Source organism: Kineococcus sp. G2 (assembly GCF_037154035.1).
Taxonomy (GTDB): Bacteria; Actinomycetota; Actinomycetes; order Actinomycetales; family Kineococcaceae; genus Kineococcus.
In genome coordinates this window covers 1-24,046 of the sequence record NZ_JBBBEM010000132.1, presented here as the reverse complement: position 1 = coordinate 24,046, position 24,046 = coordinate 1, and the positions used below count along the sequence as shown (strand labels likewise).

Annotated in this window: 28 protein-coding genes; 14 read left to right on the top strand and 14 right to left on the bottom strand. The window is 75.6% G+C overall.

Annotation, left to right across the window (positions count from 1 at the left end; genetic code table 11):
• Positions 1-4: 4 nt before the first annotated feature.
• The 4 genes from sufB to V9U69_RS17815 are packed head-to-tail and all read left to right on the top strand — an operon-like array spanning position 5 to position 3,819.
• A complete protein-coding gene (gene sufB / locus V9U69_RS17830; RefSeq protein ID WP_442907819.1) occupies positions 5-1,432 on the top strand; it encodes a Fe-S cluster assembly protein SufB in 1,428 nt (475 codons plus the stop codon).
• Complete coding sequence (gene sufD / locus V9U69_RS17825) at positions 1,432-2,658, top strand: Fe-S cluster assembly protein SufD (RefSeq protein ID WP_337063198.1); 1,227 nt, start codon at positions 1,432-1,434, stop codon at positions 2,656-2,658. Before sufB ends, sufD begins: the two co-directional genes overlap by 1 nt.
• Positions 2,658-3,416, top strand: coding sequence for a Fe-S cluster assembly ATPase SufC (gene sufC / locus V9U69_RS17820; protein WP_337063197.1), 759 nt, complete (start codon positions 2,658-2,660; stop codon positions 3,414-3,416). Before sufD ends, sufC begins: the two co-directional genes overlap by 1 nt.
• 16 nt (positions 3,417-3,432) lie before the next feature.
• The gene (locus V9U69_RS17815) at positions 3,433-3,819 is read left to right on the top strand and encodes a metal-sulfur cluster assembly factor (RefSeq protein ID WP_337063196.1); all 387 of its coding nucleotides are present in this window, start codon (positions 3,433-3,435) and stop codon (positions 3,817-3,819) included.
• A 52-nt stretch (positions 3,820-3,871) separates the two neighbouring features.
• Here V9U69_RS17815 and V9U69_RS17810 read toward each other — a convergent pair whose 3' ends face one another.
• From V9U69_RS17810 to V9U69_RS17800, 3 genes are read right to left on the bottom strand one after another with little or no spacing between them, the layout of a single operon-like run.
• Positions 3,872-4,648: a CbiQ family ECF transporter T component gene (locus V9U69_RS17810; protein ID WP_337063195.1), complete on the bottom strand. Its 777-nt coding sequence runs from the start codon at positions 4,646-4,648 to the stop codon at positions 3,872-3,874.
• Positions 4,645-5,316 (bottom strand): energy-coupling factor ABC transporter ATP-binding protein, encoded by a 672-nt coding sequence (locus V9U69_RS17805; protein ID WP_337063194.1) that lies wholly within the window; start codon positions 5,314-5,316, stop codon positions 4,645-4,647. Before V9U69_RS17805 ends, V9U69_RS17810 begins: the two co-directional genes overlap by 4 nt.
• A gap of 40 nt (positions 5,317-5,356) precedes the next feature.
• Positions 5,357-5,980, bottom strand: a complete 624-nt coding sequence (locus tag V9U69_RS17800) for a biotin transporter BioY (protein WP_337063193.1) — start codon at positions 5,978-5,980, stop codon at positions 5,357-5,359.
• Positions 5,981-6,159: 179 nt separating this feature from the next.
• On the opposite strand from V9U69_RS17800, the gene V9U69_RS17795 reads away from it, so the two are divergent.
• Both V9U69_RS17795 and V9U69_RS17790 read left to right on the top strand, forming a co-directional pair.
• Positions 6,160-7,710: an ABC-F family ATP-binding cassette domain-containing protein gene (locus V9U69_RS17795; RefSeq protein WP_442907818.1), complete on the top strand. Its 1,551-nt coding sequence runs from the start codon at positions 6,160-6,162 to the stop codon at positions 7,708-7,710.
• Positions 7,711-7,769: 59 nt separating this feature from the next.
• Positions 7,770-8,054: a helix-turn-helix domain-containing protein gene (locus V9U69_RS17790; RefSeq protein ID WP_337063226.1), complete on the top strand. Its 285-nt coding sequence runs from the start codon at positions 7,770-7,772 to the stop codon at positions 8,052-8,054.
• 81 nt (positions 8,055-8,135) lie between these two features.
• On the opposite strand, the gene V9U69_RS17785 is transcribed toward V9U69_RS17790, so the two are convergent.
• From V9U69_RS17785 to V9U69_RS17770, 4 genes are all read right to left on the bottom strand, one after another.
• A complete protein-coding gene (locus V9U69_RS17785) occupies positions 8,136-8,888 on the bottom strand; it encodes an SDR family oxidoreductase (protein ID WP_337063191.1) in 753 nt (250 codons plus the stop codon).
• A 78-nt stretch (positions 8,889-8,966) separates the two neighbouring features.
• A complete protein-coding gene (locus V9U69_RS17780) occupies positions 8,967-9,974 on the bottom strand; it encodes an SURF1 family cytochrome oxidase biogenesis protein (RefSeq protein WP_337063190.1) in 1,008 nt (335 codons plus the stop codon).
• A complete protein-coding gene (locus V9U69_RS17775; protein WP_442907817.1) occupies positions 9,971-10,162 on the bottom strand; it encodes a hypothetical protein in 192 nt (63 codons plus the stop codon). Before V9U69_RS17775 ends, V9U69_RS17780 begins: the two co-directional genes overlap by 4 nt.
• A gap of 140 nt (positions 10,163-10,302) precedes the next feature.
• Positions 10,303-10,704: a DUF3099 domain-containing protein gene (locus V9U69_RS17770; RefSeq protein WP_337063188.1), complete on the bottom strand. Its 402-nt coding sequence runs from the start codon at positions 10,702-10,704 to the stop codon at positions 10,303-10,305.
• 100 nt (positions 10,705-10,804) lie between these two features.
• Here V9U69_RS17770 and fabG point away from each other — a divergent pair, with 100 nt between their 5' ends.
• A complete protein-coding gene (fabG, locus tag V9U69_RS17765; protein ID WP_442907813.1) occupies positions 10,805-11,560 on the top strand; it encodes a 3-oxoacyl-ACP reductase FabG in 756 nt (251 codons plus the stop codon).
• Between the two features lie 28 nt (positions 11,561-11,588).
• Complete coding sequence (fabI, locus tag V9U69_RS17760) at positions 11,589-12,356, top strand: enoyl-ACP reductase FabI (RefSeq protein WP_337063187.1); 768 nt, start codon at positions 11,589-11,591, stop codon at positions 12,354-12,356.
• A 150-nt stretch (positions 12,357-12,506) separates the two neighbouring features.
• Here fabI and serB read toward each other — a convergent pair whose 3' ends face one another.
• The 3 genes from serB to glgC are packed head-to-tail and all read right to left on the bottom strand — an operon-like array spanning position 12,507 to position 15,916.
• Positions 12,507-13,769, bottom strand: a complete 1,263-nt coding sequence (serB, locus tag V9U69_RS17755; protein WP_337063186.1) for a phosphoserine phosphatase SerB — start codon at positions 13,767-13,769, stop codon at positions 12,507-12,509.
• Between the two features lie 17 nt (positions 13,770-13,786).
• Positions 13,787-14,614 (bottom strand): LLM class F420-dependent oxidoreductase, encoded by an 828-nt coding sequence (locus tag V9U69_RS17750; protein WP_337063185.1) that lies wholly within the window; start codon positions 14,612-14,614, stop codon positions 13,787-13,789.
• A 60-nt stretch (positions 14,615-14,674) separates the two neighbouring features.
• A complete protein-coding gene (glgC, locus tag V9U69_RS17745) occupies positions 14,675-15,916 on the bottom strand; it encodes a glucose-1-phosphate adenylyltransferase (RefSeq protein ID WP_337063184.1) in 1,242 nt (413 codons plus the stop codon).
• Between the two features lie 123 nt (positions 15,917-16,039).
• Here glgC and glgA point away from each other — a divergent pair, with 123 nt between their 5' ends.
• The 3 genes from glgA to V9U69_RS17730 are packed head-to-tail and all read left to right on the top strand — an operon-like array spanning position 16,040 to position 18,881.
• Positions 16,040-17,230: a glycogen synthase gene (glgA, locus tag V9U69_RS17740; protein ID WP_337063183.1), complete on the top strand. Its 1,191-nt coding sequence runs from the start codon at positions 16,040-16,042 to the stop codon at positions 17,228-17,230.
• A gap of 14 nt (positions 17,231-17,244) precedes the next feature.
• Positions 17,245-18,342, top strand: a complete 1,098-nt coding sequence (locus V9U69_RS17735; protein ID WP_337063182.1) for a type III polyketide synthase — start codon at positions 17,245-17,247, stop codon at positions 18,340-18,342.
• A gap of 5 nt (positions 18,343-18,347) precedes the next feature.
• Positions 18,348-18,881, top strand: a complete 534-nt coding sequence (locus V9U69_RS17730; RefSeq protein ID WP_442907816.1) for an isoprenylcysteine carboxyl methyltransferase family protein — start codon at positions 18,348-18,350, stop codon at positions 18,879-18,881.
• Between the two features lie 141 nt (positions 18,882-19,022).
• On the opposite strand, the gene V9U69_RS17725 is transcribed toward V9U69_RS17730, so the two are convergent.
• Both V9U69_RS17725 and V9U69_RS17720 read right to left on the bottom strand, forming a co-directional pair.
• Complete coding sequence (locus V9U69_RS17725) at positions 19,023-19,592, bottom strand: hypothetical protein (RefSeq protein WP_337063180.1); 570 nt, start codon at positions 19,590-19,592, stop codon at positions 19,023-19,025.
• A gap of 260 nt (positions 19,593-19,852) precedes the next feature.
• The gene (locus tag V9U69_RS17720; RefSeq protein ID WP_337063179.1) at positions 19,853-20,674 is read right to left on the bottom strand and encodes a hypothetical protein; all 822 of its coding nucleotides are present in this window, start codon (positions 20,672-20,674) and stop codon (positions 19,853-19,855) included.
• Positions 20,675-20,744: 70 nt separating this feature from the next.
• On the opposite strand from V9U69_RS17720, the gene V9U69_RS17715 reads away from it, so the two are divergent.
• Entirely contained in the window at positions 20,745-21,566 is an 822-nt protein-coding gene (locus V9U69_RS17715) for an ABC transporter ATP-binding protein (protein ID WP_337063178.1), read from the top strand.
• 34 nt (positions 21,567-21,600) lie between these two features.
• Here the strand turns inward: V9U69_RS17715 and V9U69_RS17710 are convergent, their stop codons facing one another.
• A complete protein-coding gene (locus V9U69_RS17710; RefSeq protein WP_337063177.1) occupies positions 21,601-22,332 on the bottom strand; it encodes a pyridoxine/pyridoxamine 5'-phosphate oxidase in 732 nt (243 codons plus the stop codon).
• Between the two features lie 21 nt (positions 22,333-22,353).
• Positions 22,354-23,088 (bottom strand): aminoglycoside 3'-phosphotransferase, encoded by a 735-nt coding sequence (locus V9U69_RS17705; protein ID WP_337063176.1) that lies wholly within the window; start codon positions 23,086-23,088, stop codon positions 22,354-22,356.
• Between the two features lie 98 nt (positions 23,089-23,186).
• Here V9U69_RS17705 and V9U69_RS17700 point away from each other — a divergent pair, with 98 nt between their 5' ends.
• Entirely contained in the window at positions 23,187-23,693 is a 507-nt protein-coding gene (locus V9U69_RS17700) for a sigma-70 family RNA polymerase sigma factor (RefSeq protein WP_337063175.1), read from the top strand.
• On the top strand, positions 23,693-24,046 hold a 354-nt coding region (locus tag V9U69_RS17695), incomplete at its 3' end, for a zf-HC2 domain-containing protein (protein ID WP_337063174.1). The genes V9U69_RS17700 and V9U69_RS17695, both read left to right, overlap by 1 nt.

Sequence of the window (24,046 nt, the reverse complement as noted above, 5' to 3'; positions counted from 1 at the left end):
CACCGTGTCCGACACCACGCAGGAGCTGGCCGGCCCCCCCGAGCTGGAGGGTCTGGGCAAGTACCGCTACGGCTGGGCCGACTCCGACAGCGCGGGGGCGACCGCCCGCCGCGGGCTGTCCGAGGAGGTCGTGCGCGACATCTCGGCGAAGAAGGGCGAGCCCGAGTGGATGCTCGCGCTGCGCCTGAAGGCGCTGAAGATGTTCGACCGCAAGCCCATGCCGAACTGGGGCTCGGACCTCACCGGCATCGACTTCCAGAACATCAAGTACTTCGTCCGGTCGACGGAGAAGCAGGCCACCAGCTGGGACGAGCTGCCCGAGGACATCAAGAACACCTACGACCGCCTGGGCATCCCCGAGGCCGAGAAGCAGCGGCTCATCGCCGGTGTCGCGGCCCAGTACGAGTCCGAGGTCGTCTACCACCAGATCCGCGAGGACCTGGAGGAGAAGGGTGTCGTCTTCGTCGACACCGACACCGGCCTGCGCGAGCACGAGGAGCTCTTCAAGGAGTACTTCGGCTCCGTCATCCCCGTCGGCGACAACAAGTTCGCCTCGCTGAACAGCGCGGTGTGGTCGGGCGGCTCCTTCATCTACGTGCCGCCGGGCGTGCACGTGGACATCCCGCTGCAGGCCTACTTCCGGATCAACACCGAGAACATGGGCCAGTTCGAGCGGACGCTGATCATCGCGGACGAGGGCTCGTACGTGCACTACGTCGAGGGCTGCACCGCACCGATCTACCAGTCCGACTCGCTGCACTCCGCGGTCGTCGAGATCGTCGTGAAGAAGAACGCCCGCGTGCGGTACACGACCATCCAGAACTGGTCGAACAACGTCTACAACCTGGTGACCAAGCGCGCCACGGCGGCCGAGGGCGCCACCATGGAGTGGATCGACGGCAACATCGGCTCCAAGGTGACGATGAAGTACCCCGCGGTCTACCTGATGGGCGAGCACGCCAAGGGCGAGACGCTGTCCATCGCGATGGCCGGCGAGGGCCAGCACCAGGACGCCGGCGCCAAGATGGTGCACGCCGCGCCGCACACCGCCAGCTCGATCGTCTCCAAGTCCATCGCCCGCGGCGGCGGGCGCACCTCCTACCGCGGCCTGATCCAGGTCCTGGAGGGTGCGCACCACTCGGCCTCCACGGTGCGCTGCGACGCCCTGCTGGTGGACACGATCTCGCGCTCGGACACCTACCCCTACAACGACATCCGCGAGGACGACGTCGTCATGGGGCACGAGGCGACCGTCTCCAAGGTGAGCGACGACCAGCTCTTCTACCTCATGAGCCGCGGCATGGCCGAGGACGAGGCGATGGCCATGATCGTCCGTGGTTTCATCGAGCCCGTCGCGCGCGAGCTGCCCATGGAGTACGCGCTGGAACTGAACCGCCTGATCGAGCTGCAGATGGAAGGGGCCGTCGGCTGATGACCGCCGTCGACGAGACGACCACCGACCCGGCGGCGGGCTCGCCCGCCAACACCGCCCGGGCCCACAGCCACGGCGGCGGCGTCGTGCCCGACGCCAGCCGCGCCGAGCGCGTGACGTCCTTCGACGTCGCCGACTTCGAGGTGCCCACCGGCCGCGAGGAGGAGTGGAAGTTCTCGCCGCTGCGCGAGTTCGCCCCCCTCTTCGAGACCGGCCCGGCCGGCTCCGCCGACGTCGAGGTCACCGCCCCCGACGCGGTGGTGCACCGCAGCGGCACGCTGCAGGAGGTGGGCGCCGGCACGGCGTTCACCCCCGGCGACCGGGCCGCGGCCGCCGGGTGGGCGGCCACCACCGAGGCGCACCTGGTCTCCGTGCCCGCCGAGGCCGAGCTGGACGCCCCCGTGCTCGTGACGGTGCGCGGCACCGCCGGCACCACCACCTCCGGGCACCTGGTCGTCGAGGCCGGGCGCCACTCCAGGGCGCTCGTCGTCCTGGCGCACACCGGCTCCGGCGCCCACCGCGGCGGCGTGGAGGTGCGCGCCGGCGACGGTGCCGACCTGACGGTGGTGACCCTGCAGGAGTGGGACGCCGACGCCGTGCACGTCGGCCAGCACGACGTCCTCGTCGGTCGCGACGCCCGGGTGCGGCACATCGCCGTCAGCCTCGGCGGCAAGGCGGTGCGGGTGTCCACCAACGTGCGCTACGCCGCCCCCGGCGGCGACGCGCAGGCCCTGGGCGTGTACTTCGCCGACGCCGGCCAGCACCTGGAGCACCGCCTGTTCGTGGACCACGAGGCCACGAACTGCAAGAGCTACGTGGAGTACAAGGGCGCCCTGCAGGGCGACGACGCGCACGCGGTGTGGATCGGCGACGTCCTCATCCGCGCCGCCGCCGAGGCCACCGAGACCTACGAGCTCAACCGCAACCTCGTCCTCACCGACGGCGCCCGCGCCGACTCGGTGCCGAACCTGGAGATCGAGACCGGCGAGATCGTCGGGGCGGGCCACGCCTCGGCGACCGGCCGCTTCGACGACGAGCAGCTGTTCTACCTGCAGGCGCGCGGCATCCCCGAGGACGAGGCCCGCCGGCTGGTGGTGCGCGGCTTCTTCGCCGGCATCGTCGAGCGCATCGGCGTGCCGGAGATATCCGAGCGCCTCATGACCACGATCGAGACCGAGCTCGCCGCCACCGCCCTGGCCGGCACGAGCAGCACCGAGGAGAACTGATGCCCACGCTGGAGATCCGCGACCTGCACGTCACGGTCGACGAGGCCGACGGCGGCACCAAGGAGATCCTCCGCGGTGTCGACCTCACCCTGAAGTCGGGCGAGGTGCACGCGGTCATGGGCCCGAACGGGTCCGGCAAGTCCACCCTGGCCTACTCCATCGCCGGCCACCCCAAGTACACCGTCACCGGCGGCACGGTGACGCTGGACGGCGAGGACGTCCTGGCGATGAGCGTCGACGAGCGCGCCCGCGCCGGGCTGTTCCTCGCCATGCAGTACCCCGTCGAGGTGCCGGGCGTGACGGTGTCGAACTTCCTGCGCACCGCCAAGACCGCCATCGACGGCGAGGCGCCGAAGCTGCGCACCTGGGTCAAGGACGTCAAGCAGGCGATGGACGACCTGAAGATGGACCCCACCTTCGCCGAGCGCAACGTCAACGAGCACTTCTCCGGCGGCGAGAAGAAGCGCCACGAGATCCTGCAGATGGAGCTCCTCAAGCCGAAGTTCGCGATCCTCGACGAGACCGACTCCGGCCTCGACGTCGACGCGCTGAAGGTCGTCTCCGAGGGCGTCAACCGCGCCCTGGCGAGCACCGGCCCCGGCGTGCTGCTGATCACGCACTACACGCGGATCCTGCGGTACATCAAGCCGCAGTTCGTCCACGTCTTCGTCGACGGCCGCGTCGCCGAGCAGGGCGGCCCCGAGCTCGCCGACTCCCTCGAGGAGACCGGCTACGACCGTTTCCTCACCCGCGCCTGAGACCCCGGAGGTCGTCGTGAGCGACACCACCACCGAGAGCACCCCGAGCACCGAGAGCACCGGGGCGAGCGCTCCCGCCGCGGCGGGCCCGACCCCCACCCCCGTGGAGGAGGTGGAGGAGGCCCTGCGCGACGTCGTGGACCCCGAGCTGGGGATCAACGTCGTCGACCTCGGCCTGATCTACGGCCTGTCCGTCTCCGAGGACAACGTGGCCACCATCGACATGACGCTGACCAGCGCGGCCTGCCCGCTGACCGACGTCATCGAGGACCAGACGGAGCAGGCGCTCGTGGACGTGGTCGCCGGGCACCGCATCAACTGGGTGTGGATGCCGCCGTGGGGCCCGGAGAAGATCACCGACGACGGGCGCGAGCAGCTGCGGGCCCTGGGCTTCAACGTCTGAGCCACGGCTCCTGAGCCACGTCGGCGCCTGAGCCGCCCCGACGTCCGGCGCCTCAGCGTCTGGACCGCAGCACCCGCCAGCCGGGGCCGTCCGCAGCAGCGGACGGCCCCGGCTCGCGTCCGCGCTCCTCAGCCGGTGCCTCGTCCTCCCGCGCCTCGTCCGCGCCGTGCTCCAGCCCGCGTGCCGCCAGCGCCTCGGCGACCGCCTCGGCGTGGGCGACCGTGCGCACCACCGCCGGCACCAGCACCGCCCGCGGGTCGCGCTGCAGCCCGCGCGCGGCGGCGGCCTCGCGCGCCTGGCCCAGCAGCCGCCCCACGACCGGCACCGCGGCCACCGCCACGGTGAACGTCAGCGCCACCTGCTCCGGGGGCACCCCCAGTCGCCGCAGCGGCCGGGCCGCGGCGGCGAGCGCGTCCAGCAGCAACGGCACCGGGGTGGTGGCGGTCACCGCCGCCGCCGCCCACAGGCAGGCCACCAGGGCCGCCAGCACCGCAGCGGCGCGCGCCGGGCCCTGCGCCCACAGCTGGAACGCCCCCAGCGCCACCAGCACCCACGCCAGTGAGCGCAGCTGGGCGATCAGGTAGCGCACGCGCAGCCCGGCGCTCAGCGCGAGCGCGCCCACCACCGCGCACAGCCCCACCAGGGCCAGGGCGCCCGGGACCGGCGGCATCGCCCAGCGCAGCAGCCCCGCACCCAGCCCCGCACCGGCCAGGGCCACCAGCTTGGCGCCCGCACCGGCGCGGTGCAGCCAGGAGGTGCCCGGCTGCAGCCGCCCCAGCAGCGGCGGGTCCACCGGCAGCCCGCGCCGCCGCGGGCGGCGCCACCTCACGCGCCCGCCCGGTAGGCGGCCACGACGTCCGCGGCCGGGCCGTCGGCGACCAGGCGCCCGCCGTCCAGCCACAGCGCCCGCCGGGTGCGCGCCGCCAGGTCGAGGTCGTGGGTGGCCACGACCAGCTGCGCGCTCGAGCGCAGCAGGACCTCGGCCACCCGGCGGGCGTTGCGCAGGTCCAGCAGGGTGGTGGGCTCGTCGCAGGCCAGCACCGCCGGCCCGGTGGCCAGCACCGCCGTCAGGGCCAGCAGCTGCCGCTGCCCGGAGGACAGCCGCCGCACCTCCGCGTCGGCGCCCTCGGCCAGGCCCTGCTCGGCCAGCAGCCGGCGCGCCAGCGCCTCGCGCTCGCGGCGGGGCACGCCGGCCCGGCGCAGCGAGAGCACCACGTCCTCCAGGGGCGTGGGCATGACCACCTGCGCGTCCGGGTCGGGGAAGACGAACCCCACCCGGCGCCGCACCGCCGCCAGGGCGTGCTCGGGCTGCAGGCCGTCGACCTCCACGGTGCCCGCGGAGGGCAGCACCAGGCCGTTGAGCAGCCGCAGCAGGGTGGACTTGCCGGAGCCGTTGGGGCCCACCAGCGCCACCGACGGCTCGGTGAGCTCCACGCTCAGCGGGTGCAGCACGACCCGCTCGCCGGCGCGCACCTCCGCCTCCACCAGGCGGATCACCGCGACCTGCCCGCGGCGGGTGCCGGGCGGCGGCCGGTGCTCAGCGGCCCAGCAGCAGCCGCGGCGAGGCGCGGTGCACCGCGGCGGCCACCACGACGGCCACCACGAGCTTGACCAGGTCGCCGGGCACGTAGCGCAGCGACGCCCAGGCGGCCTCGGCCGGGCTCAGCCCGCCGGCCAGCGCCATGCCGGGGACGCCGCCCGCGTAGACCACGGCGATGCCGCCCAGCAGGCACCCGGCGGCGGCGCCGAGCACCGCTGCGCCGCGGCGCGCGCCCGCCCGCGCCAGGGCGCCGGTGACCAGCGCCCCGGCCGGGTAGGCGAGCAGGAAGCCGGCGCTGGGGCCGGCCAGCACCGCCAGGCCCGCGGCGCCGCCGGCGAACACCGGCAGCCCGGCCAGGCCCATCAGCAGGTACACCAGCGCCGCCAGCGCGCCGCGCCACGGGCCCAGCACCGCCCCGCACAGCATCAGCCCCAGCGTCTGGAGGGTGATCGGCACCCCCACCGGCCCGGTGGGCAGCGCCGGCGTCAGCGCCAGCGCGGCGACCAGGGCGGCGAAGACCGCCACGAGGGCGAGGTCGCCGGTGCGCCCGGCGGGGCGGCGCACGCCGTCGGCGGCGGGTGCGGTGGTGCGCAGCGGCGAGCGGCGGAGGGGCGAGGGCACGGCAGGACGGTAGCGGACCGCCCCGGCGGCGGGGCCGCCGAGCGGGGCTGCGCCGCCCGGGGGGAGCGGGCCCGTGCACGCCCTACGATGGGTGCGTCCCCCGACTCCTCCCGCGTTGAGAGCTGCCCTCCGTGATCGTCGCCACCGACCTCGAACTGCGTGCCGGAGCCCGGCTCCTCATGGAGTCGGTCACCTTCCGCGTCGCCGCCGGCGACCGCATCGGCCTGGTCGGGCGCAACGGCGCCGGCAAGACCACCCTGACCAAGGTCCTGGCCGGGGAGGGGCAGCCGGCCGCCGGCACGGTGAGCCGGTCCGGGGAGATCGGGTACCTGCCGCAGGACCCCCGCGCCGGTGACCCGGAGATGCTCGCGCGCGACCGCATCCTGTCGGCGCGCGGCCTGGACGACGTCGTCGCCCGGCTGCGCCGGGCCGAGCAGGAGATGGCCAGCGACGACGCGAAGGTCCGCGACCGCGCGATGGACCGCTACGCCAAGCTCGACGCCCGCTTCGTCGCCATGGGCGGCTACACCGCCGAGAGCGAGGCGGCGCGCATCTGCGCGAACCTCAACCTGCCCGAGCGGGTCCTGACGCAGCCGCTGAAGACGCTCTCCGGCGGTCAGCGCCGCCGCGTGGAGCTGGCGCGCATCCTGTTCTCCGCCAGCGAGACGCTGCTGCTGGACGAGCCGACCAACCACCTGGACGCGGACTCCATCGCCTGGCTGCGCGAGCACCTGCGCAGCTACGCCGGCGGCCTCATCGTCATCAGCCACGACGTGGAGCTGCTGGAGGTCGTGGTCAACCGGGTGTTCCACCTGGACGCCAACCGCGCCACGATCGACGTCTACAACGTCGGGTGGAAGAACTACCTCAAGCAGCGCGACACCGACGAGCAGCGCCGGCGCCGCGAGCGCGCCAACGCCGAGAAGAAGGCCGGCACGCTGCTGGCGCAGGCTGACAAGATGCGCGCGAAGGCCACCAAGGCGGTCGCGGCGCAGAACATGGCCAAGCGGGCCGAGCGGCTGCTGGGCGGGCTGGAGGAGGTCCGCGTCCAGGACAAGGTGGCCAAGCTGCGCTTCCCCCAGCCGGCACCCTGCGGCAAGACCCCGCTGATGGCCGAGGGGCTGTCGAAGTCGTACGGGTCGCTGGAGATCTTCACCTCCGTCGACCTGGCCATCGACCGGGGCAGCCGCGTGGTCGTCCTGGGCCTGAACGGCGCCGGCAAGACGACGCTGCTGCGCATGCTCGGCGGCGTGGAGCGCCCCGACTCCGGGCGCGTCGTGCCCGGCCACGGCCTGAAGATCGGCTACTACGCGCAGGAGCACGAGACGCTCGACACCGGGCGCACGGTGCTGGAGAACATGCGCTCGGCCGCCCCGGACCTGGACGACACCCGGGTGCGCACGGTGCTGGGGTCGTTCCTCTTCTCCGGCGACGACGTCGACAAGCCCGCCGGGGTGCTCTCCGGCGGGGAGAAGACGCGTCTGGCGCTGGCCACGCTCGTCGTCTCCAGCGCCAACGTGCTGCTGCTGGACGAGCCGACGAACAACCTCGACCCCGCCAGCCGCGCGGAGATCCTCGACGCGCTGCGGCACTACGAGGGTGCGGTGGTGCTCGTGACCCACGACGAGGGGGCCGTGGAGGCGCTGGACCCCGAGCGGGTCGTGCTGCTGCCCGACGGCGTGGAGGACCTGTGGAACGCCTCCTACGCGGAGCTGGTCTCGCTGGCCTGACCCGCTCCCGGCGCCGCTCCGCCGCGTTCGAGTGGCCGATCCCGCCGCGGGTGGTGACCATGGTGGGCGGCGGCGACGACGTGGAGGAGGTCGGTGTGACCGAGGCGGTCAAGCGGGGATCCCGGTTGAGCGGAGCGGAACGTGCGCAGCTCGCCGAGGAGCTGTCGAAGGGCTACGCGGAGGGAAAGAGCATCCGGGCGCTGGCGGAGGAGACCGGCCGCTCGTACGGCTTCGTGCACCGGCTGCTGAGCGAGAGCGACGTGTCGCTGCGCAGCAGGGGCGGAGCCACCCGGGGGCGTGCCAAGGAGCAGCCCCAACCCCAGCCGGAGCAGCGAGCCAGCTGAGGCGGCTCCCCCGGGGCGAGCTGCCCGGGGGAGCCCACCGGAGGGGCCTGGCGAGGGGCCGCGGGTGGGAGTGCCGACCGCTCACAGCGAGCGGTCGGCACCCCCGTCCACGGTCAGCGAGGCCCCGCTGACGTAGGACGCCGCCGGCGAGAGCAGGAACACCGCGGCGCGGGCGAACTCGTCCGGCAGTCCAGCGCGGCGCAGGGGGATGGCCTCCAGCCCGTCGCCGTCCAGGACGACCGGCTCCTCGAACTCCAGCGGCGGGTCGGCCTCGACGCGCCCGACGAGCACGTTGTTGATGCGGATGCCGCGCGGGCCCAGCTCGTCGGCCAGCGCCTTGGCGGCCATGGCCAGCCCGGGCCGCAGGCCGTTGGCGACCCCGGCCTGCTGGTCGGGGCTGCGCACGGTGCTCGTCAGCAGCATCACCAGCGAGGCCCCCTCGCCCGTGGCGGCCTTGGCGACGGAGCGCGCCAGGCGCAGCGGGCCCAGCACGCTCGTCTCGAACGACTCGCGCCACGACGCGTCCGAGGCCTCCAGGACCGAGGACGTCGGGGCGGCGCCGCAGGAGACGACCGCACCGTCCAGCCGACCGAAGCGCGCGTTGGCGGCCGCGACCAGGCGCGTCTCGGTGCCGGGCTCCGAGATGTCGCCGGGCACCAGCAGCATCCGCTCCGGCGACCCGATGGTCGCCGCGGCCGCGGCCAGCTCCTCGCGGTCGGCGGCGGACAGCACCAGCAGGGCGCCCTCGTCGGCCAGCAGCTGCGCGCACGAGCGCCCCAGGCCGGTCGAGGCGCCGGAGACGATGTACACGCGGTCGCTCAGGCCAAGGTCCATGAACACATTGTTGCGCAGAGTGGCAGGTGATACACGCAGCATCACTCCGGTAGCCCGGTGGGGTGGTGCGGCAGCCGGTCAGCGCGGTGGGTGCGCACCCTCCACCGCCTGCGCGACCGCCAGGTCCTCGGCCTCCTCGTCGCTGCCGGGCCGCGCCCGCCGCGCACCGCGCACCGCGCGTCGCGGTGCCGCCGCACGCGGGGTGCCGACCGCCGACGGGCCGGCGCCGGAGGGCTCGGCGGCACCGGACCCGGGCGCCCCGCCCACCGCTGCCGGTGCGTCCACGGGCACCGCGCGCGCCTGCAGCTCCCGGCGCCCGGCGACCACCCAGACGACCAGGGCCGTCAGGGCGAAGCCGTACCACTGCACCGTGTACGCCAGGTGCGGCCCCTCGTCGACCTCGGGGCGCTCCGGGGCGGCGGGAGCCCGCGCAGGGGCCGGCTCCTCCTCGACCAGCACCGCGAAGGCGTCGCGCAGCGCGGGAGCAGCACCGGCCGCCGCGGCGGCGCGCGCCACCGGACCGGCCGCGATGGAGACCACCTGCCCCTCGGGCACCGTGCCCGCGCGCTCGGGCTCCCAGGGGCGCACGTGCGCCGTCACCGTGACCTCACCGCCCGGGGGCGCCGGCACGGCGTCCGGCGCTCGGCTGCTGCTGCCGGCCGGCACCCAGCCGCGGTCCACCAGCAGCGCGGTGCCGTCGTCCAGGACCAGCGGTACCAGGACGTCGTAGCCCACCGACCGCCCCTGCTGCCGGTTGCGCGCCAGCACGGTCGCGTCCGCGTCGTAGGTGCCGCTCACGCGCACCGGCGTCCACGCGTCCCGCGCGGCCAGCGGCGCACCGCCCGGCAGGACCGAGTCCAGGGCCACCGGTGCGTCGTCGTAGTTCTGCACCAGGGGGGCGTTGGCGGCCAGCCGCGCCTGGCGGCGGTGCCACTGCCACTGGCCCAGCAGCAGGCACGCCACGGCCACGGCGACGGCCAGGGCCAGGCCGCGGCGCCAGCCCGGCTCGCGCAGCAGGCCCAGCACCCCGCGCGGGCCAGCGGCCGCCGCGCGGTCGCCGCCGCCCGCCTGCGCGGTGCCGCTCACGAGGGCAGCGCGTCCACCCCGACGACCTCCCGCAGGAAGCCGCGGGCGCCGAGGAAGCGCGCCAGGTGCTCACGGTGCTGCTCGCACGCCAACCAGGTCTTGCGCCGCTCGGGCGTGTGCAGGCTGGGGTTGTTCCACAGCAGGCCGAAGTCGGCGGAGGAGGTGCAGCCGCGGGCGCTGCACACCAGGTCGGACGGCGGTTCGTGCCCCGGTTCGCCGGCGGTGCCGCGCGCGTGCGGCCCCGCCGGGACGGCTGGAGTGTCCACGGCGCCAGTCTCGCACCGCCCCGGTGCGCCGGGCGACGCCGCCGCGGTGACGGGCGCGCTCGTCAGGAGGCCCGCCCGTCCCGCTCGTGCGGGGTGCCGCCGTCCTCGCCGGGCGAGCGCACCGAGGTGATGCGCGCCTCCAGCGCCGGCAGCTCGTGCACGGGGGCCGCCGGCACGGAGAAGGACTCCGGCGGCGGGCCCTTGGACTCCCGGCCGGCGTTGGCGAGCACGACGGCCACGTACGGCAGGAAGACCGCGCCGGCCACGAAGAACCAGCGCGTCCAGTGGTCGATCACCACGAACAGCACGAAGCAGGCCGTGCGCACGAGCATCGAGACGACGTACTTGCGGTAGCGCACGCCGAGGTCGTCGGTGTGGGCGGTGGGAGCGGCGGTGATCCGGTAGACACCGGGCGGTTCCGCGTCAGCGGTGCGCCCGCCGGTGGGGGTGGGGTGCGAAGGCACGCCGTCCACGGTAAGCGGTGGGTCCGACACGTGCCCGGGGGCGCGGGCCGGGCGCGGGCGGCGGCCGCCCGGCGGCGGGGATGCGTTAGCTTTCCTCCCCGTGCCCGACGCCACGACCGACCCGACGCCCCAGACCCCGGCCGGTGCCGCCCCGGCCGCACCGCGCAGCGTGCTGGTCACCGGCGGCAACCGCGGCATCGGCCTGGCCGTCGCCCGCGCCTTCGCCGCCCGCGGTGACCGCGTCGCGGTCACGCACCGCTCCGGCGAGGCGCCCGAGGGGCTGCTCGGGGTGCGCGCCGACGTCACCGACGGGGCGTCCCTGGACGCCGCGTTCGCCGAGGTGGAGGCCGCGCACGGGCCCGTGGAGGTCCTCGTCGCCAACGCCGGCGTCACCCGCGACCAGCTGCTGATGCGCATGGGCGACGACGACTTCGACGCCGTGGTGGACACCAACCTCGCCGGCGCGTGGCGCTGCGCGCGCCGCGCCGTGCGCGGCATGGTGCGCGCCAAGCGCGGCCGCATCGTCTTCGTCTCCAGCGTCGTGGGCCTGTACGGCTCCCCGGGGCAGACGAACTACGCGGCCAGCAAGTCCGGCATGGTGGGCCTGGCCCGCTCCATCGCCCGCGAGCTCGGCGGGCGCGGCATCACCGCCAACGTGGTCGCGCCCGGGTTCATCGACACCGACATGACCCGCGCGCTGCCCGAGGCCACCGCCGCCGACTACCGGGGCCGCATCCCCGCCGGCCGCTTCGGCGCGGTCGACGACGTGGCGCAGGCCGTGCTCTTCCTCGCCGACGCCGGCTACGTCAACGGCGCGGTGCTGCCCGTCGACGGCGGCCTCGGCATGGGCCACTGACACCGACCGAAGGACTGAGAGGAACCCCATGGGTCTGCTGGACGGCAAGCGGCTGCTCGTCACCGGAGTGCTCACCGACCGCTCGATCGCGTTCGCGGTCGCGCGCGTGGCGCAGGAGGAGGGCGCCGAGGTGGTGCTGTCGTCCTTCGGGCGCCAGATGAAGATCACCTCCACGATCGCCAAGCGGCTGCCGGAGCCCGCACCGGTGATCGAGCTCGACGTCACCAGCGAGGAGGACCTCGCGGCGCTGGAGGGCCGCGTGCGCGAGCACGTCGACGGCCTCGACGGGGTGCTGCACTCCATCGGCTTCGCGCCCAAGGAGGCCATGGGCGGCAACTTCCTGAACACCGCCTGGTCCGACGTGGCCACGGCGGTGCAGATCTCGGCGTACTCGCTGAAGTCGCTGTCGGTGGCCGCGCTGCCGCTCATGGCGAACGGCGGCTCCGTCGTGGGCCTGACCTTCGACGCGCGCGTGGCGTGGCCGGTCTACGACTGGATGGGCGTGGCCAAGGCCGCGTTCGAGTCCACCGCCCGGTACCTGGCGCGCGACCTCGGCCCGAAGGGGGTGCGCGTCAACGTGGTCTCCGCCGGCCCGCTGCGCACCACCGCGGCCACCTCCATCCCCGGTTTCGAGACCCTCGAGGGCACCTGGGGCGAGCGCTCCCCGCTGGGCTGGGACGTGACGAACACCGAGCCGCCGGCGCGCGCGGCCCTGGCCCTGATGTCCGACTGGTTCCCCGCCACCACCGGCGAGATGATCCACGTCGACGGCGGTTTCCACGCCATGGGGTCCTGAGCGCGCGTGGCGCCCGAGCCCCCGCCCTCCGCCGGCCGCCGCCTGCTGGCGGTGGCCGCCGCGATGCTCCTCGTCGTCGTCGCGCTGGTGGCCCTGGCCACCTGGGCCAGCCGCAACGGCTGACACCCGGCCCGCGCCGGCCGGTCGCGCTCAGCGGCCGGCCGGCACCCGCTCGGCCAGCAGCTCGTCGGCCAGGTCGGCGTCCTCGACGTCCTCGCGGGTGATGCCCAGCAGCGGCAGCACCGCGTCCAGGTAGGGCACGTTCAGCGCCGCGTCGGCCTGCTCGCGCACCACGGGCTTGGCGTTGAAGGCGATGCCGAGCCCGGCCGCGCCGATCATGTCCAGGTCGTTGGCGCCGTCGCCGATCGCCACGGTGCGGTGCAGCGGCAGGCCCTCCGCGGCGGCGAACTCCCGCAGCGCGGTCGCCTTGGCGGCGCGGTCCACCACCGGGCCCAGCAGGCGGCCGGTGAAGCGGCCGTGCACCACCTGCAGCCGGTTCGCGCGCACGTGCGCGATGCCCAGCTCGGCGGCCAGCGGCCCGACGACCTCGAGGAACCCGCCGGAGACCAGGGCCAGGGTGAAGCCGAGGCGGTGCAGGGTGCGGCACAGGGTGCGCGCACCGGGGGTGAGCACCACCGCCTCGCGCACCCGCTCCACGACGGACACGTCCAGCCCCTCCAGGCAGGCGACCCGCTCGCGCAGCGAGGCGGCGAAGTCGATCTCCCCGCGCATGGCGCGCTCGGTGACCGCGGCCACCTCCGCCTCGCGGCCGGCGTGCGCGGCCAGCAGCTCGATGACCTCCTGGCGGATCAGCGTGGAGTCCACGTCCATGACGACCAGGCGACGGCCCAGCCGCGCCAGGCCACCGGGGGAGACCGCCGCGTCCAGGCCGTGCCGGGCCGCCTCCACCGCCAGGGCGCGGCGCAGGTCCAGGACCTCCTCGGCGCAGGCGTCCACCGACACGTCGAACTCCACGCTGGTCACCGGGGTGGCCGACATGCGCCGCACCCGGTCGACGTTGGCGCCGCGCTCGGCGAGCACCGCGGTGGTGCGGGCGATCGCGGCCGGCCGCAGCGGGGCGCCCAGCAGCGTCACGTGCAGCCGGCGCGGTCGCACCCGCGGCGGCACGGGCTCGCGCACCGTGCAGGTCACGTCCAGCCCGAGCGGTGCGCCCCAGCCGGCCAGGGCCGAGGTGACGGCCGCCGGCTGCCCGGTGCCCACGAGCACCGCCAGGGTCAGCACCCCGCCGACGACGACCTGCTCGACGTCGAGGACCTCCGCGTCCGTGCCCGCCAGGGCGGTGAACAGCGCCGACGTCACCCCCGGGCGGTCCGCGCCGGTGACCGTGACCAGCAGGGCCGGGGCGGTGGGGAGCGCGGGGACCGGGGCCGTGGCGTCGAGGGTTCCGGGCACGCGCCGAAGGCTACCGGTCAGGAACCGGTGGCGTTCTTCTCGTCGCGCCAGGCCAGCCAGTCCGCCAGCGGCGCCAGGTCGAAGTCCGGCCCGCCCACGCCGATGGTGAACAGCCGGGTGCCCACCGCGTGCAGCGCCTCGCCCTTGTCGGCGGGGCTGTCGGCGGCGTCCACGCCGGCGGAGCGCTCGATCTCACCCGGGTCGCGGCCGAGGGCGGCGCAGTGCCCGTCGAGGACCTCGTGCTTGCGGGCGATGGTCTCCGCGTCGCCGAAGCCGTGCCAGATGTCGGCGTGCCGGGCCACGATGCGCAGGGTCTTCCTCTCCCCGCCGCCGCCGATGAGGACGGGCAGGTGCCGGGTGGGGGGCGGGTTCAGCTTCGCCAGGCGCGCCTCGATGCGCGGCAGGTCCTCGGCCAGCTTGTCCAGGCGCCCGCCGGCGGTGCCGAACTCGTAGCCGTACTCGTCGTAGTCCTTCTCGAACCAGCCCGAGCCGATGCCGAGGATGAGGCGGCCGGTGCCCGTGTCGTGCGCGGAGACGTGGTCCACGGTGCGGGCCATGTCCGCCAGCAGCTCCGGGTTGCGGTAGCTGTTGCAGGTGACCAGGGCACCGATCTCGATGCGGCTGGTGGCCTCCGCCCACGCCGCGAGCACCGTCCAGCACTCGAAGTGCAGCCCGTCCGGGTCGCCGTACAGCGGGTAGAAGTGGTCCCAGTTGAACGCCACGTCCACCCCCATCTCCTCCGCGCGGGCTGCGGCGGCGCGGATCGCGGGGTAGGTGGCGTGCTGGGGCTGCAGCTGGACGCCGATGCGCACCGGACGGTCGCCGGCGGGTGCGGGGGAAGTCATGGCACGGATGCTGCCGCACCCGTCCCGCCCGGCGACAGGGGCGCGCCGGGCGGGAGGGGGTCAGGCGGGCGGGACGGTCTGCCCCTTGCCGACGACCGTGATGCCGGACTCGGTGACGGTGAAGCCGCGGGCGCGGTCCTCCTCGGGGTCCACGCCCACGCGCGCGTCGTCGGGGACCACGACGTTCTTGTCGAGGATGGCGCGCTGCACCACCGCGTGCCGGCCCACCTGCACGTTGTCCATGAGGACCGACTCGCTCACGTGCGCCCAGGAGTCCAGCCGCACCTTCGGGGAGACCACCGACTTCTCCACCAGGGCGCCGGAGACGACCGTGCCGGCGGAGATGATGGAGTTGACCGCGTGCCCGTAGGTGCCCTGCCAGCCGTGCACGAACTTCGCCGGCGGGTAGAAGTCCTGCGCGGCGATGATGGGCCACTCGTAGTTGTAGAGGTTGAACACCGGCAGCACCGAGATGAGGTCCATCTGGGCCTCGAAGTAGGAGTCCAGCGTCCCCACGTCCCGCCAGTACGCGCGGTCGCGGTCGGTGGCGCCGGGCACCTCGTTGTCCTTGAAGTCGTACACGTTCGCCAGGCCGCGCTCGACGAAGTCGGGCACGATGTCGCCGCCCATGTCGTGCTTGGAGTCCTCCTCCTCGGAGTCGCGGGTCACCGCGTCCACGAGCGCGTCGGCGTCGAAGACGTAGTTGCCCATCGAGGCGAGGACCTCGTGCGGGGAGTCGGCCAGCCCCTGCGGGTTCTTCGGCTTCTCCAGGAACTGGGCGATCCGGTTCGAGCCCGGCTCGGTCTGGATGACGCCGAACTGGTCGGCCAGCGAGATGGGCTGGCGGATCGCGGCCACCGAGCACGGGGCGCCGGAGGCGACGTGCGCGTCGACCATCTGGGAGAAGTCCATCCGGTACACGTGGTCGGCGCCGACGACCACGACGATGTCCGGGCGCTCGTCGTGGATGAGGTTCATCGACTGGTAGATCGCGTCGGCGCTGCCGAGGTACCAGCGCTTGCCGACGCGCTGCTGCGCCGGCACGGAGGCGATGTAGCTGCCGAAGAGGTTCGACATGCGCCAGGACTGCGAGATGTGCCGGTCCAGGCTGTGCGACTTGTACTGCGTCAGCACGACGATCTTGCGGTAGCCGGCGTTGACGAGGTTGGACAGGGCGAAGTCGATGAGCCGGTACGTGCCGCCGAAGGGCACCGCGGGCTTGGCCCGGTCGGCGGTGAGGGGCATGAGCCGCTTGCCCTCCCCGCCGGCGAGGACGATCGCGAGGACGTTGGGTGCAGCCACGAGGGGCACGATAGGCCCGCGACCGCCACGATGCCCGGGCGACGCGGGCGGAGATCGCCCGCGTCGTCGCCGCGGGACCTTCGCGGCGGTGCGGTGGACGAGCTGCGAGGACGAGGAGCGGACATGCGCGTGGACCTGCTGACGAAGGAGTACCCGCCGGAGGTGTACGGCGGTGCGGGCGTGCACGTGGCCGAGCTGGTGCGCGCCCTGCGCGCCGCCGAGGGCGGCCCGGAGGTGCGCGTGCGCTGCTTCGGCGCCCCGCGCGAGGAGGAGGGCGTCACCGCCTACGGCGAGCCCGCCGAGCTGGCCGGCGCCAACGCGGCGCTGCGCACCCTGGGCGTGGACCTGCCCATGGCCGCCGGTGCGGCCGGGGCGGACCTGGTGCACTCGCACACCTGGTACGCCAACACCGCGGGTCACCTGGCCTCCCTGCTGCACGGGGTGCCGCACGTGGTCACCGCCCACAGCCTGGAGCCGCTGCGGCCGTGGAAGGCCGAGCAGCTCGGCGGCGGCTACGCCCTGTCCAGCTGGGCCGAGCGCACCGCCTTCGAGGCCGCCGCCGCCGTCATCGCCGTCAGCGCCGGGATGCGCGCGGACATCCTGCGCAGCTACCCGGCCCTGGACCCCGAGCGCGTGCACGTGGTGCACAACGGCATCGACGCCACCGAGTGGACCCCGGTGGACGGTCGCGACCTCGTGCGCGCCAACGGGGTGGACCCGGACCGGCCCAGCGTCGTCTTCGTCGGGCGCATCACCCGCCAGAAGGGCCTGCCGCACCTGCTGCGCGCGGCCGCCCAGCTGCCGCCCGAGGTGCAGCTGGTGCTGTGCGCCGGGGCGCCGGACACCCCCGAGATCGCCGCGGAGGTCTCCGGCCTGGTCGCCGAGCTGCAGCAGCAGCGCTCCGGCGTGGTGTGGCTGGACCGGCACCTGTCGCGCGAGGAGCTGCTGCAGCACCTGTCGCAGGCCACCGTCTTCGTGTGCCCGTCGGTGTACGAGCCGCTCGGCATCGTCAACCTCGAGGCCATGGCCTGCGGCGCCGCGGTCGTCGGCACCGCCACCGGCGGCATCCCCGAGGTCGTCCAGGACGGCACCACGGGCTGGCTGGTGCCCATCGAGCAGGTCCAGGACGGCACCGGCGCACCGGTGGACCCCGAGCGGTTCGTCGCCGACCTGGCCGCGGCCCTGACCGACGCCGTCTCCGACCCGGACCGCGCCCGCGAGCGCGGCGCCGCCGGCCGGCGCCGCGCGGTGGAGGCGTTCAGCTGGTCGGCGATCGCCCGGCGCACTCTCGAGGTGTACGAGTCCGTCCTCTGAGACAGCATCGGGCCATGCCCGCCACCCGCCCGCCCACCGCCCCCCCGCCCCCGCGGGTGGTGGCGGTGGAGCCGGTCCTGCCGCCGCACCGCTACGAGCAGGCGGAGATCACCGCCGAGCTGGCGCCCCTGCTGGCCCCCGCCGGGGCCCGGCGCCAGCTGCTGCACCGCCTGCACGCGGCCGGCGGCGTGGAGCGCCGGCACCTGGCGCTGCCCCTGGAGCGCTACGCGCACCTGGACTCCTTCACCGCCGCCAACGCGGCGTTCGCCGAGGTGGGCCTGGACCTGGCCGAGCGCGCCGTGAAGGGGGCGCTGGCCACGGCCGGCGTGGCCCCGGAGGAGGTGGACTTCCTGCTGTTCACCACCGTCACCGGCGTGGCGGCCCCCTCCCTGGACGCGGTGCTGGCCGGTCGGGTGGGCCTGCGCCCGGACGTCAAGCGGCTGCCGAGCTTCGGGCTGGGCTGCGCCGGCGGCGCCGCCGGGCTGGCCCGGGTGGCCGACTACCTGCTGGGCCACCCCGGCCAGGTGGGGGTGCTGGTCTCGGTGGAGCTGTGCTCGCTGACCCTGCAGCGCCAGGACCCCTCCACCGCCAACCTCGTCGCCAGCGGCCTGTTCGGCGACGGGGCCGCCGCCGTCGTCCTCGCCGGTGCCGAGCGCGCAGCGGGCACCCCGGGCTGGGACGTGCTGGACTCGCGCAGCCGGCTCTTCCCCGGCACCGCGGACGCGCTCGGCTGGGACGTGGGGACCTCCGGGATGCGCATCGTGCTGTCCCCGGACCTGCCCGGCCTGCTGGCCGACCGGCTCGGCGACGAGGTGCGCGCCCTGCTCGTCGGCACCGGCCTGGACGCGGGGCGGGTGCAGCGCTGGGTGGTGCACGCCGGCGGGCCGAAGGTCCTGCGGGCCGTCAGCGACGCCCTGCACCTGCCCGAGGACGCCCTGGCCGCCAGCTGGGCCTCGCTGCGCGAGGTCGGCAACCTCTCCAGCTCCTCCGTGCTGCACGTGCTGGCCGCCACCGAGCACCGTCCCGGCGAGCACGCCGTGGTGCTGGCCGTGGGGCCCGGCGTGGGCACCGAGCAGGTCCTGCTGCGGGCCACCGGGGGAGCGCCGGCGTGAGCTCCCTGGCCTGGTTCACCGTCCTCGTGCTGGCCACCGGCGCCGAGCGCGTCGCGGAGCTGGTGGTCTCCACCCGCAACGCGCGCTGGTCCTTCGCGCGCGGCGGCGTCGAGACCGGCCGCGGCCACTTCGGCCCCATGGTGGTGCTGCACACGGGGCTGCTGCTGGCCTGCCTGGCCGAGGCGGCGCTGGCCGAGCGCCCCTTCCTGCCCCTGCTCGGCTGGCCGATGCTGGCGCTGGCCGTGCTCAGCCAGGTGCTGCGCTGGTGGTGCATCGCCTCGCTGGGGCCGCGCTGGAACACCCGCGTCATCGTCGTGCCGGGCCTGCCGCCGGTCGTGCGCGGGCCGTACCGGTTCCTGAAGCACCCCAACTACGTCGTCGTGGCCCTGGAGGGGGTCGCCCTGCCGCTGGTGCACACCTGCTGGGTGACCGCGGCGGTGTTCACGGTGCTCAACGCCGTGCTGCTGCTGCGCTTCCGGCTGCCGGCGGAGAACCGCGCGCTGGCGTCGCTGCCGGCCGCGCAGAGCACCGCGGGCTGACGCGGGGGGAGCTGCTGGGTCGCTCCCGTCGCGGAGCTCCCCCGGTCGGGGGGCACCGGGGGAGCTCCTGGTCGGTGGTGCCGGTGCGGCCACCACCGATGCACCAGGAGCTCCTCCCGTGTCGCTGTGCTGAGCTGGAGGTCAGCCCTCGTCCTCGGCGCCGACGTCGATGGCGTTGGCCATGATGTAGGTCTGGCCCTCCCACTCGGTGTACAGCTCGTCCTCGAGGTCGAGACCCAGCTCCTCCTCGACCTCGGTGAGGACGAAGGCCTGCTCCACCGTGCCGGAGACGTCGACCTCCATGTCCTCCTCGACGGTCGTGCCCGAGGTGGCGCTGACGACGAGGAGCGGCTCGACGTCGCTGCCGTCGCCGGCGATCGTGAAGGACGAGTCGTCGAGGACCGTGTTCACGGCGGCGGAGACGGTGACCTCCTGGCCGATGAGGCTCTCCTGCTCCTCGACGAAGGCGCTGTCGTAGGCGCCCTCGTAGCCGAGTTCGCCGGTCTCCGCGCCGACCTCGGTCTCCGTCTCGACCTCGGACTCCGCCTCGTTGACGTCCTCGACGCTGGTGGCGGTCTCGTCGCCCGCCGTGTCGCCGCAGGCACCCAGGCCCAGGGCGAGGACGGCGGCGCCGCCGGCGGCCACCAGGCCGCGGGTCAGGGCGCGGGGACCGGTGGTGGGCACGGTGCGGGTGCGGTCACGAGTGGTCATGGTTCCTCCGTGGTTCGCGTCTCAGCACGGCTGGGCAGCCGGGCTCTGGTCCGTGCGCCTCGCCGAGCCCCCCGGTTCCTCGGGGGCTGCGGGCGTTCCTCGGGGCCGTCGGCCCCTGTGGCACTCCTCGACCGTAGGAAAGCCGGTACCGCCCCGCCTGCCGAGACGAGCTCCCGGAGGAGTCCGTAACAGGACCGTCACGAGCGGAACAGGACCGTCATGACCGGCGCTCCCGAACCGCTGCGTTCAGCGCCCGGTGATCACGATCCGCCGGGCAGGTCCCGGCTGCGCACCGGTTCCGCGTGCGCGTTGACCGCCGCGACCACGGCCCGCCGCGCCACCTGCGCGACCTCGCGCAGCGCCCGCGCCCGCGAGGCCGCCTCGAAGCCGGTGACCGCGGCGCCGTCGTCCTCGGCGGCCAGGTCCACGATGGCCAGCACCCGCGCCGCCGTCTGCAGCACCCGCGCCGCCCGCGGTGCCGTGCCCGGCGGCAGCGCGTCGCGGGCCAGGCCGCCGTCGCGCACCGCGGCGATGCGGTCGGCGGCGTCCTCGCGCCAGCGCGCCACGTCCAGCGCGGACAGCGCCCGCGTCGCGGTGGCCAGCGCCCCGCGCAGCTCCGCCTCCGCCTCCGCCACGCTGGAGGACTCCGGCGCGCGTCGCGGCGCCGCCCCCAGCACCGCCCACGTCACGAAGGCGCCCGGCTCCCACACCGAGCCGAACTCCGTCACCTCCGGCACCAGCGCCCAGCGACCGGGCGCACCCGGCGGCTCGGCGAGCACGCACTCGCCGGCCTCCAGCGCCGCCGCGTTGACCGCCGCCGGCCCGGGCAGCCCGCGCGGGTCGCCCGGCACCGGCAGCGCCAGCAGCAGCGGGCCGCACCCGGCCGAGGTCAGCGCGCGCAGCAGGCCGCGCACGTCGGCCGGGTCCGGGCCGGGCGCGGCGGGCGCCCCCTCGGCCCAGCGCACGGCGTGCGGTTCGTCGTCGCGCACGACCGCGGAGACCGCGGCGTCCAGCCCGGCGGCACCGGTGAGCACACCGGTGCCCCAGGCCGCCAGCCGGGCGGAGCGGGGCAGGTCCAGCACGCGCGGCAGCCTACGACGGCACCGCCCACCCCCGGCGGCGCCGGGGCCCCGCGCTGGCTAGGGTTCCCCCGTGCCCGTCACCCCCGCCGCCGCGCCGCCCGCTCCCGAGGACGACGAGGTCCTGGGCCTCGACGCCGTCACCGTGCGCCGCGGCACGAACCTGCTCCTGGACGCGGTGGACCTGCGCGTGCACGAGGGGGAGCGGTGGGTCGTGCTCGGCCCCAACGGCGCCGGCAAGTCCACGCTGCTGTCGGTGGCCGCCGCGCGGCTGTTCCCCACCAGCGGTGCCGTGCGCGTCCTCGGCGAGCGGCTCGGGCGGGTGGACGTCTTCGAGCTGCGCCCGCGCATCGGCCTGGCCAGCACCGCGCTCGCCCGCGCGGTGCCCGGCCGGGAGAAGGTCCGCGACGTCGTCGTCACCGCCGCCTACGGCGTCACCGGCCGCTGGCAGGAGGCCTACGACCCCGACGACGACGAGCGCGCCCTGCAGCTGCTGGACCTGCTCGGCGTGGCCCACCTGGCCGAGCGGCCCTTCGGCACCCTCAGCGACGGCGAGCGCAAGCGCACCCAGATCGCGCGCGCCCTCATGACCGACCCGGAGCTGCTGCTGCTCGACGAACCGGCCGGCGGGCTGGACCTGGGCGGGCGCGAGGACCTGCTGCGGCGCCTGACCGCCCTGGCCGCCGACCCCGCCGCCCCCACCACCGTCACCGTCACCCACCACGTGGAGGAGATCCCGGTGGGCACCACGCACGCGCTGCTGCTGCGGGACGGCCGCGCGGTGGCCTCCGGGCCGGTCGACGACGTCCTCACCGGTGAGCTGCTGACGCGCACCTTCGGGCTGCCGCTGTCGGTCGAGCGGCGCGGTGGGCGCCTGACGGCGCAGGCCGTCTGAGCGCCGCCGCGCCCCGGGCCGGCGCGGCGGGGCGTCAGGGGCGCAGCAGCTGCCGGTCGTAGCCGCCGTGCTCGGCGCGCGAGTACCGCAGCCGCACGTGCTGGCCGTCGCGGGAGGACTGCCAGAACTCCACCCGGGAGGCGTCCACGCCCCACAACCGCCAGGAGGAGGCCACCACCGACGGCTCCAGGTGCACCAGGTCGTCGACGTCGGCGAACTCGTCGGACAGGTGCGTCTCGTCCAGCGGGCGGCTCTGCCGGTCCAGCAGCGACTCGGCGCGCCCGTGCGCGGGCCGCTGCAGGAAGTCGCGCGCGGCGCGCTCCTCGTCGCCCGGGCGCACCCGCCCCCGCACCCGCACCTGCCGGCCCTGCTGCGGCCAGTAGAACACCAGCGCCGCCACCGGCACCGACTCCAGCTGCCGGCCCTTCGGGCTGCCGGCGCCGGAGGCCACCCACAGAGCGGACTCGGCCACGTCCCGCAGCGCCACCACCCGCGCGTCGGGGCGCCCGGCGGCGTCGACGGTGGCCAGGGTCAGCGCGTGCGGTTCCGGCACGCCGGCCGCCGCCGCCTCCCGCAGCCACGACACCAGCAGGTCCAGCGGTTCGTCGGGCGCGTCGGCGGGGCGGAAGGGCGGCGGGTCCACCGCCAGCAGCGGCAGGTCGTGCAGCCAGGCGCGCAGCGAACCGTCTCCGCTGCGCCCACCGGCGTGCTCGGCGGGGTGCTCGGGGGGGTGCTCGGGGGACCAGGAGCGGGCCGTGCGCGTCACGCCTCGACGGTACCCGCGTCCTCAGGGGCCGGCGTCCCAGAGCGCCCGGTAGTAGGCGGTGCGCACCGGGTCCGCCGCGACGCCGTACGCGTCCAGGAACACCTCCTCCCACCCCGGCCCGTAGTTCCAGCCCAGGCTCATCGTGGCCACCGCCAGGTCCGCCCACCGGTCGGCGACCCCCAGCCCACCGAGGTCCACGTGCGCGACCGGTTCGCCGTCCTCGCCCAGCAGCGTGTTCGGCGCGCACGCGTCACCGTGGCAGACGACCGCCACGTCCACCGGCGGCGCCGGTCCCAGCCGCGTCACGTCCCCCACCGCCCGCGCCAGCCGGTGCGGCACCGACCAGTCGAACGGGCAGGAGTCCACCGGCAGCCGCTCGTGCAGGGCTCGCAACCCCCGCGCCAGGGCGGGCACCGCCACGTCCGGCCGCGCCAGCCAGCGCGGGGAGACCGCCGACTCCCCGGGCAGCGCCGCGGTCAGCAGCCAGGAGCCGTCGGTCTCGACCCCGTGCGCCAGCACCCGCGGCACGGGGGTGAAGGCGGCCGCCCACGCCGAGCGCTCCGCCTCCGCGGCCAGGTCCAGCGGTGCGCCGGCCGGCGCCCACTTGCAGAACCGGTCGACGCCGCCGGGGCCGCCCCCCGCGAGGCGGAAGGTCGTCCCGCCCACCTGGTTCAGCCACACCGCGCTCACGGCCGCCGGCCCGGCGATGCGGCGCACGACCGCCGGCACCGGCAGCGGCGCGTCGGGGATGCTCACCCGGCCCACCGTAGGGGCCGCACCGAACCGGACGGGCCGCTGCACCGTTCTCCCCGCCGGGCGGGTGCGCTCAGCGCACCGCCGGAGAGGAGGACGCGGTGCCCGACGCCGACGAGCAGCTGCTGCGTGGCCTGCACGACGAGCACGCCGGCGCCCTGTACGGCTACGTGCTCTCGCTGACCGGCGACCGCGCCGAGGCGCAGGACGTGGTGCAGGAGACGCTGCTGCGCGCCTGGCGCAACCCGGCCGCGCTGGACCCGGCCACCGGCTCGAACCGGGCGTGGCTGTTCACGGTGGCCCGCCGCCTCGTCATCGACCAGCGCCGCTCGGCGCGCGCCCGCCGCGAGAGCGTGCGCGCCGAGGTGCCGGAGACGTCCGTGCTCGACGAGTCCGAGCAGGTGCTGCAGCAGTGGGTGGTGCAGCAGGCCCTGGAGCGGCTCTCGCCCGAGCACCGCGCCGTGCTGCGCGAGTGCTACTTCCGCGGCCGCTCCGTCGCCGAGGCCGCCCGCGTCCTGGGCGTGCCGGCGGGCACCGTGAAGTCGCGCACGCACTACGCCCTGCTGAACCTCAGACTGGTCCTGCGGGAGATGGGGGTGGGCCGCTGATGAGCACCGGAGCAGGCGACCCGTTCGCCGTGGACGCCGGCCCGTACGTGCTGGGGGCGCTCTCGCCCGCCGAGCGCGACGACTTCGAGGAGCACCTGGCCGGCTGCTCCACCTGCCGCGCCGCGGTGGAGGAGCTGGCGGGGCTGCCGGGCCTGCTCGCGCACGCGCCGGCCGCCGCGGTCGCCGCCCTGGCCGACGACGCCCCGCCGGAGCCGCCGGAGCCGCCGGAGGCGCCGCGGACCCTGCTGCCGCGGCTGCTGCGCGCGGCGCGGGCCCACCGCCGGCGCCGCCGCGCCGCCGTCTGGGCCGGGCTCGCCGCCGCGTGCGCGGCCGCCGCCGGGACGGTGGCGCTG

What these genes read in the sequence shown, in the direction of transcription:
- V9U69_RS17735 (WP_337063182.1), top strand. Translation starts at nt 17,245, where the DNA reads ATGCCCGCCACCCGCCCGCCCACCGCCCCCCCGCCCCCGCGGGTGGTG.
- V9U69_RS17795 (WP_442907818.1), top strand. Translation starts at nt 6,160, where the DNA reads ATGGAGTCGGTCACCTTCCGCGTCGCCGCCGGCGACCGCATCGGCCTG.
- sufC (WP_337063197.1), top strand. Translation starts at nt 2,658, where the DNA reads ATGCCCACGCTGGAGATCCGCGACCTGCACGTCACGGTCGACGAGGCC.
- V9U69_RS17790 (WP_337063226.1), top strand. Translation starts at nt 7,770, where the DNA reads ATGGTGGGCGGCGGCGACGACGTGGAGGAGGTCGGTGTGACCGAGGCG.
- glgA (WP_337063183.1), top strand. Translation starts at nt 16,040, where the DNA reads ATGCGCGTGGACCTGCTGACGAAGGAGTACCCGCCGGAGGTGTACGGC.
- V9U69_RS17785 (WP_337063191.1), bottom strand. Translation starts at nt 8,888, where the DNA reads ATGGACCTTGGCCTGAGCGACCGCGTGTACATCGTCTCCGGCGCCTCG.
- fabI (WP_337063187.1), top strand. Translation starts at nt 11,589, where the DNA reads ATGGGTCTGCTGGACGGCAAGCGGCTGCTCGTCACCGGAGTGCTCACC.
- V9U69_RS17725 (WP_337063180.1), bottom strand. Translation starts at nt 19,592, where the DNA reads ATGACCACTCGTGACCGCACCCGCACCGTGCCCACCACCGGTCCCCGC.
- V9U69_RS17750 (WP_337063185.1), bottom strand. Translation starts at nt 14,614, where the DNA reads ATGACTTCCCCCGCACCCGCCGGCGACCGTCCGGTGCGCATCGGCGTC.
- sufD (WP_337063198.1), top strand. Translation starts at nt 1,432, where the DNA reads ATGACCGCCGTCGACGAGACGACCACCGACCCGGCGGCGGGCTCGCCC.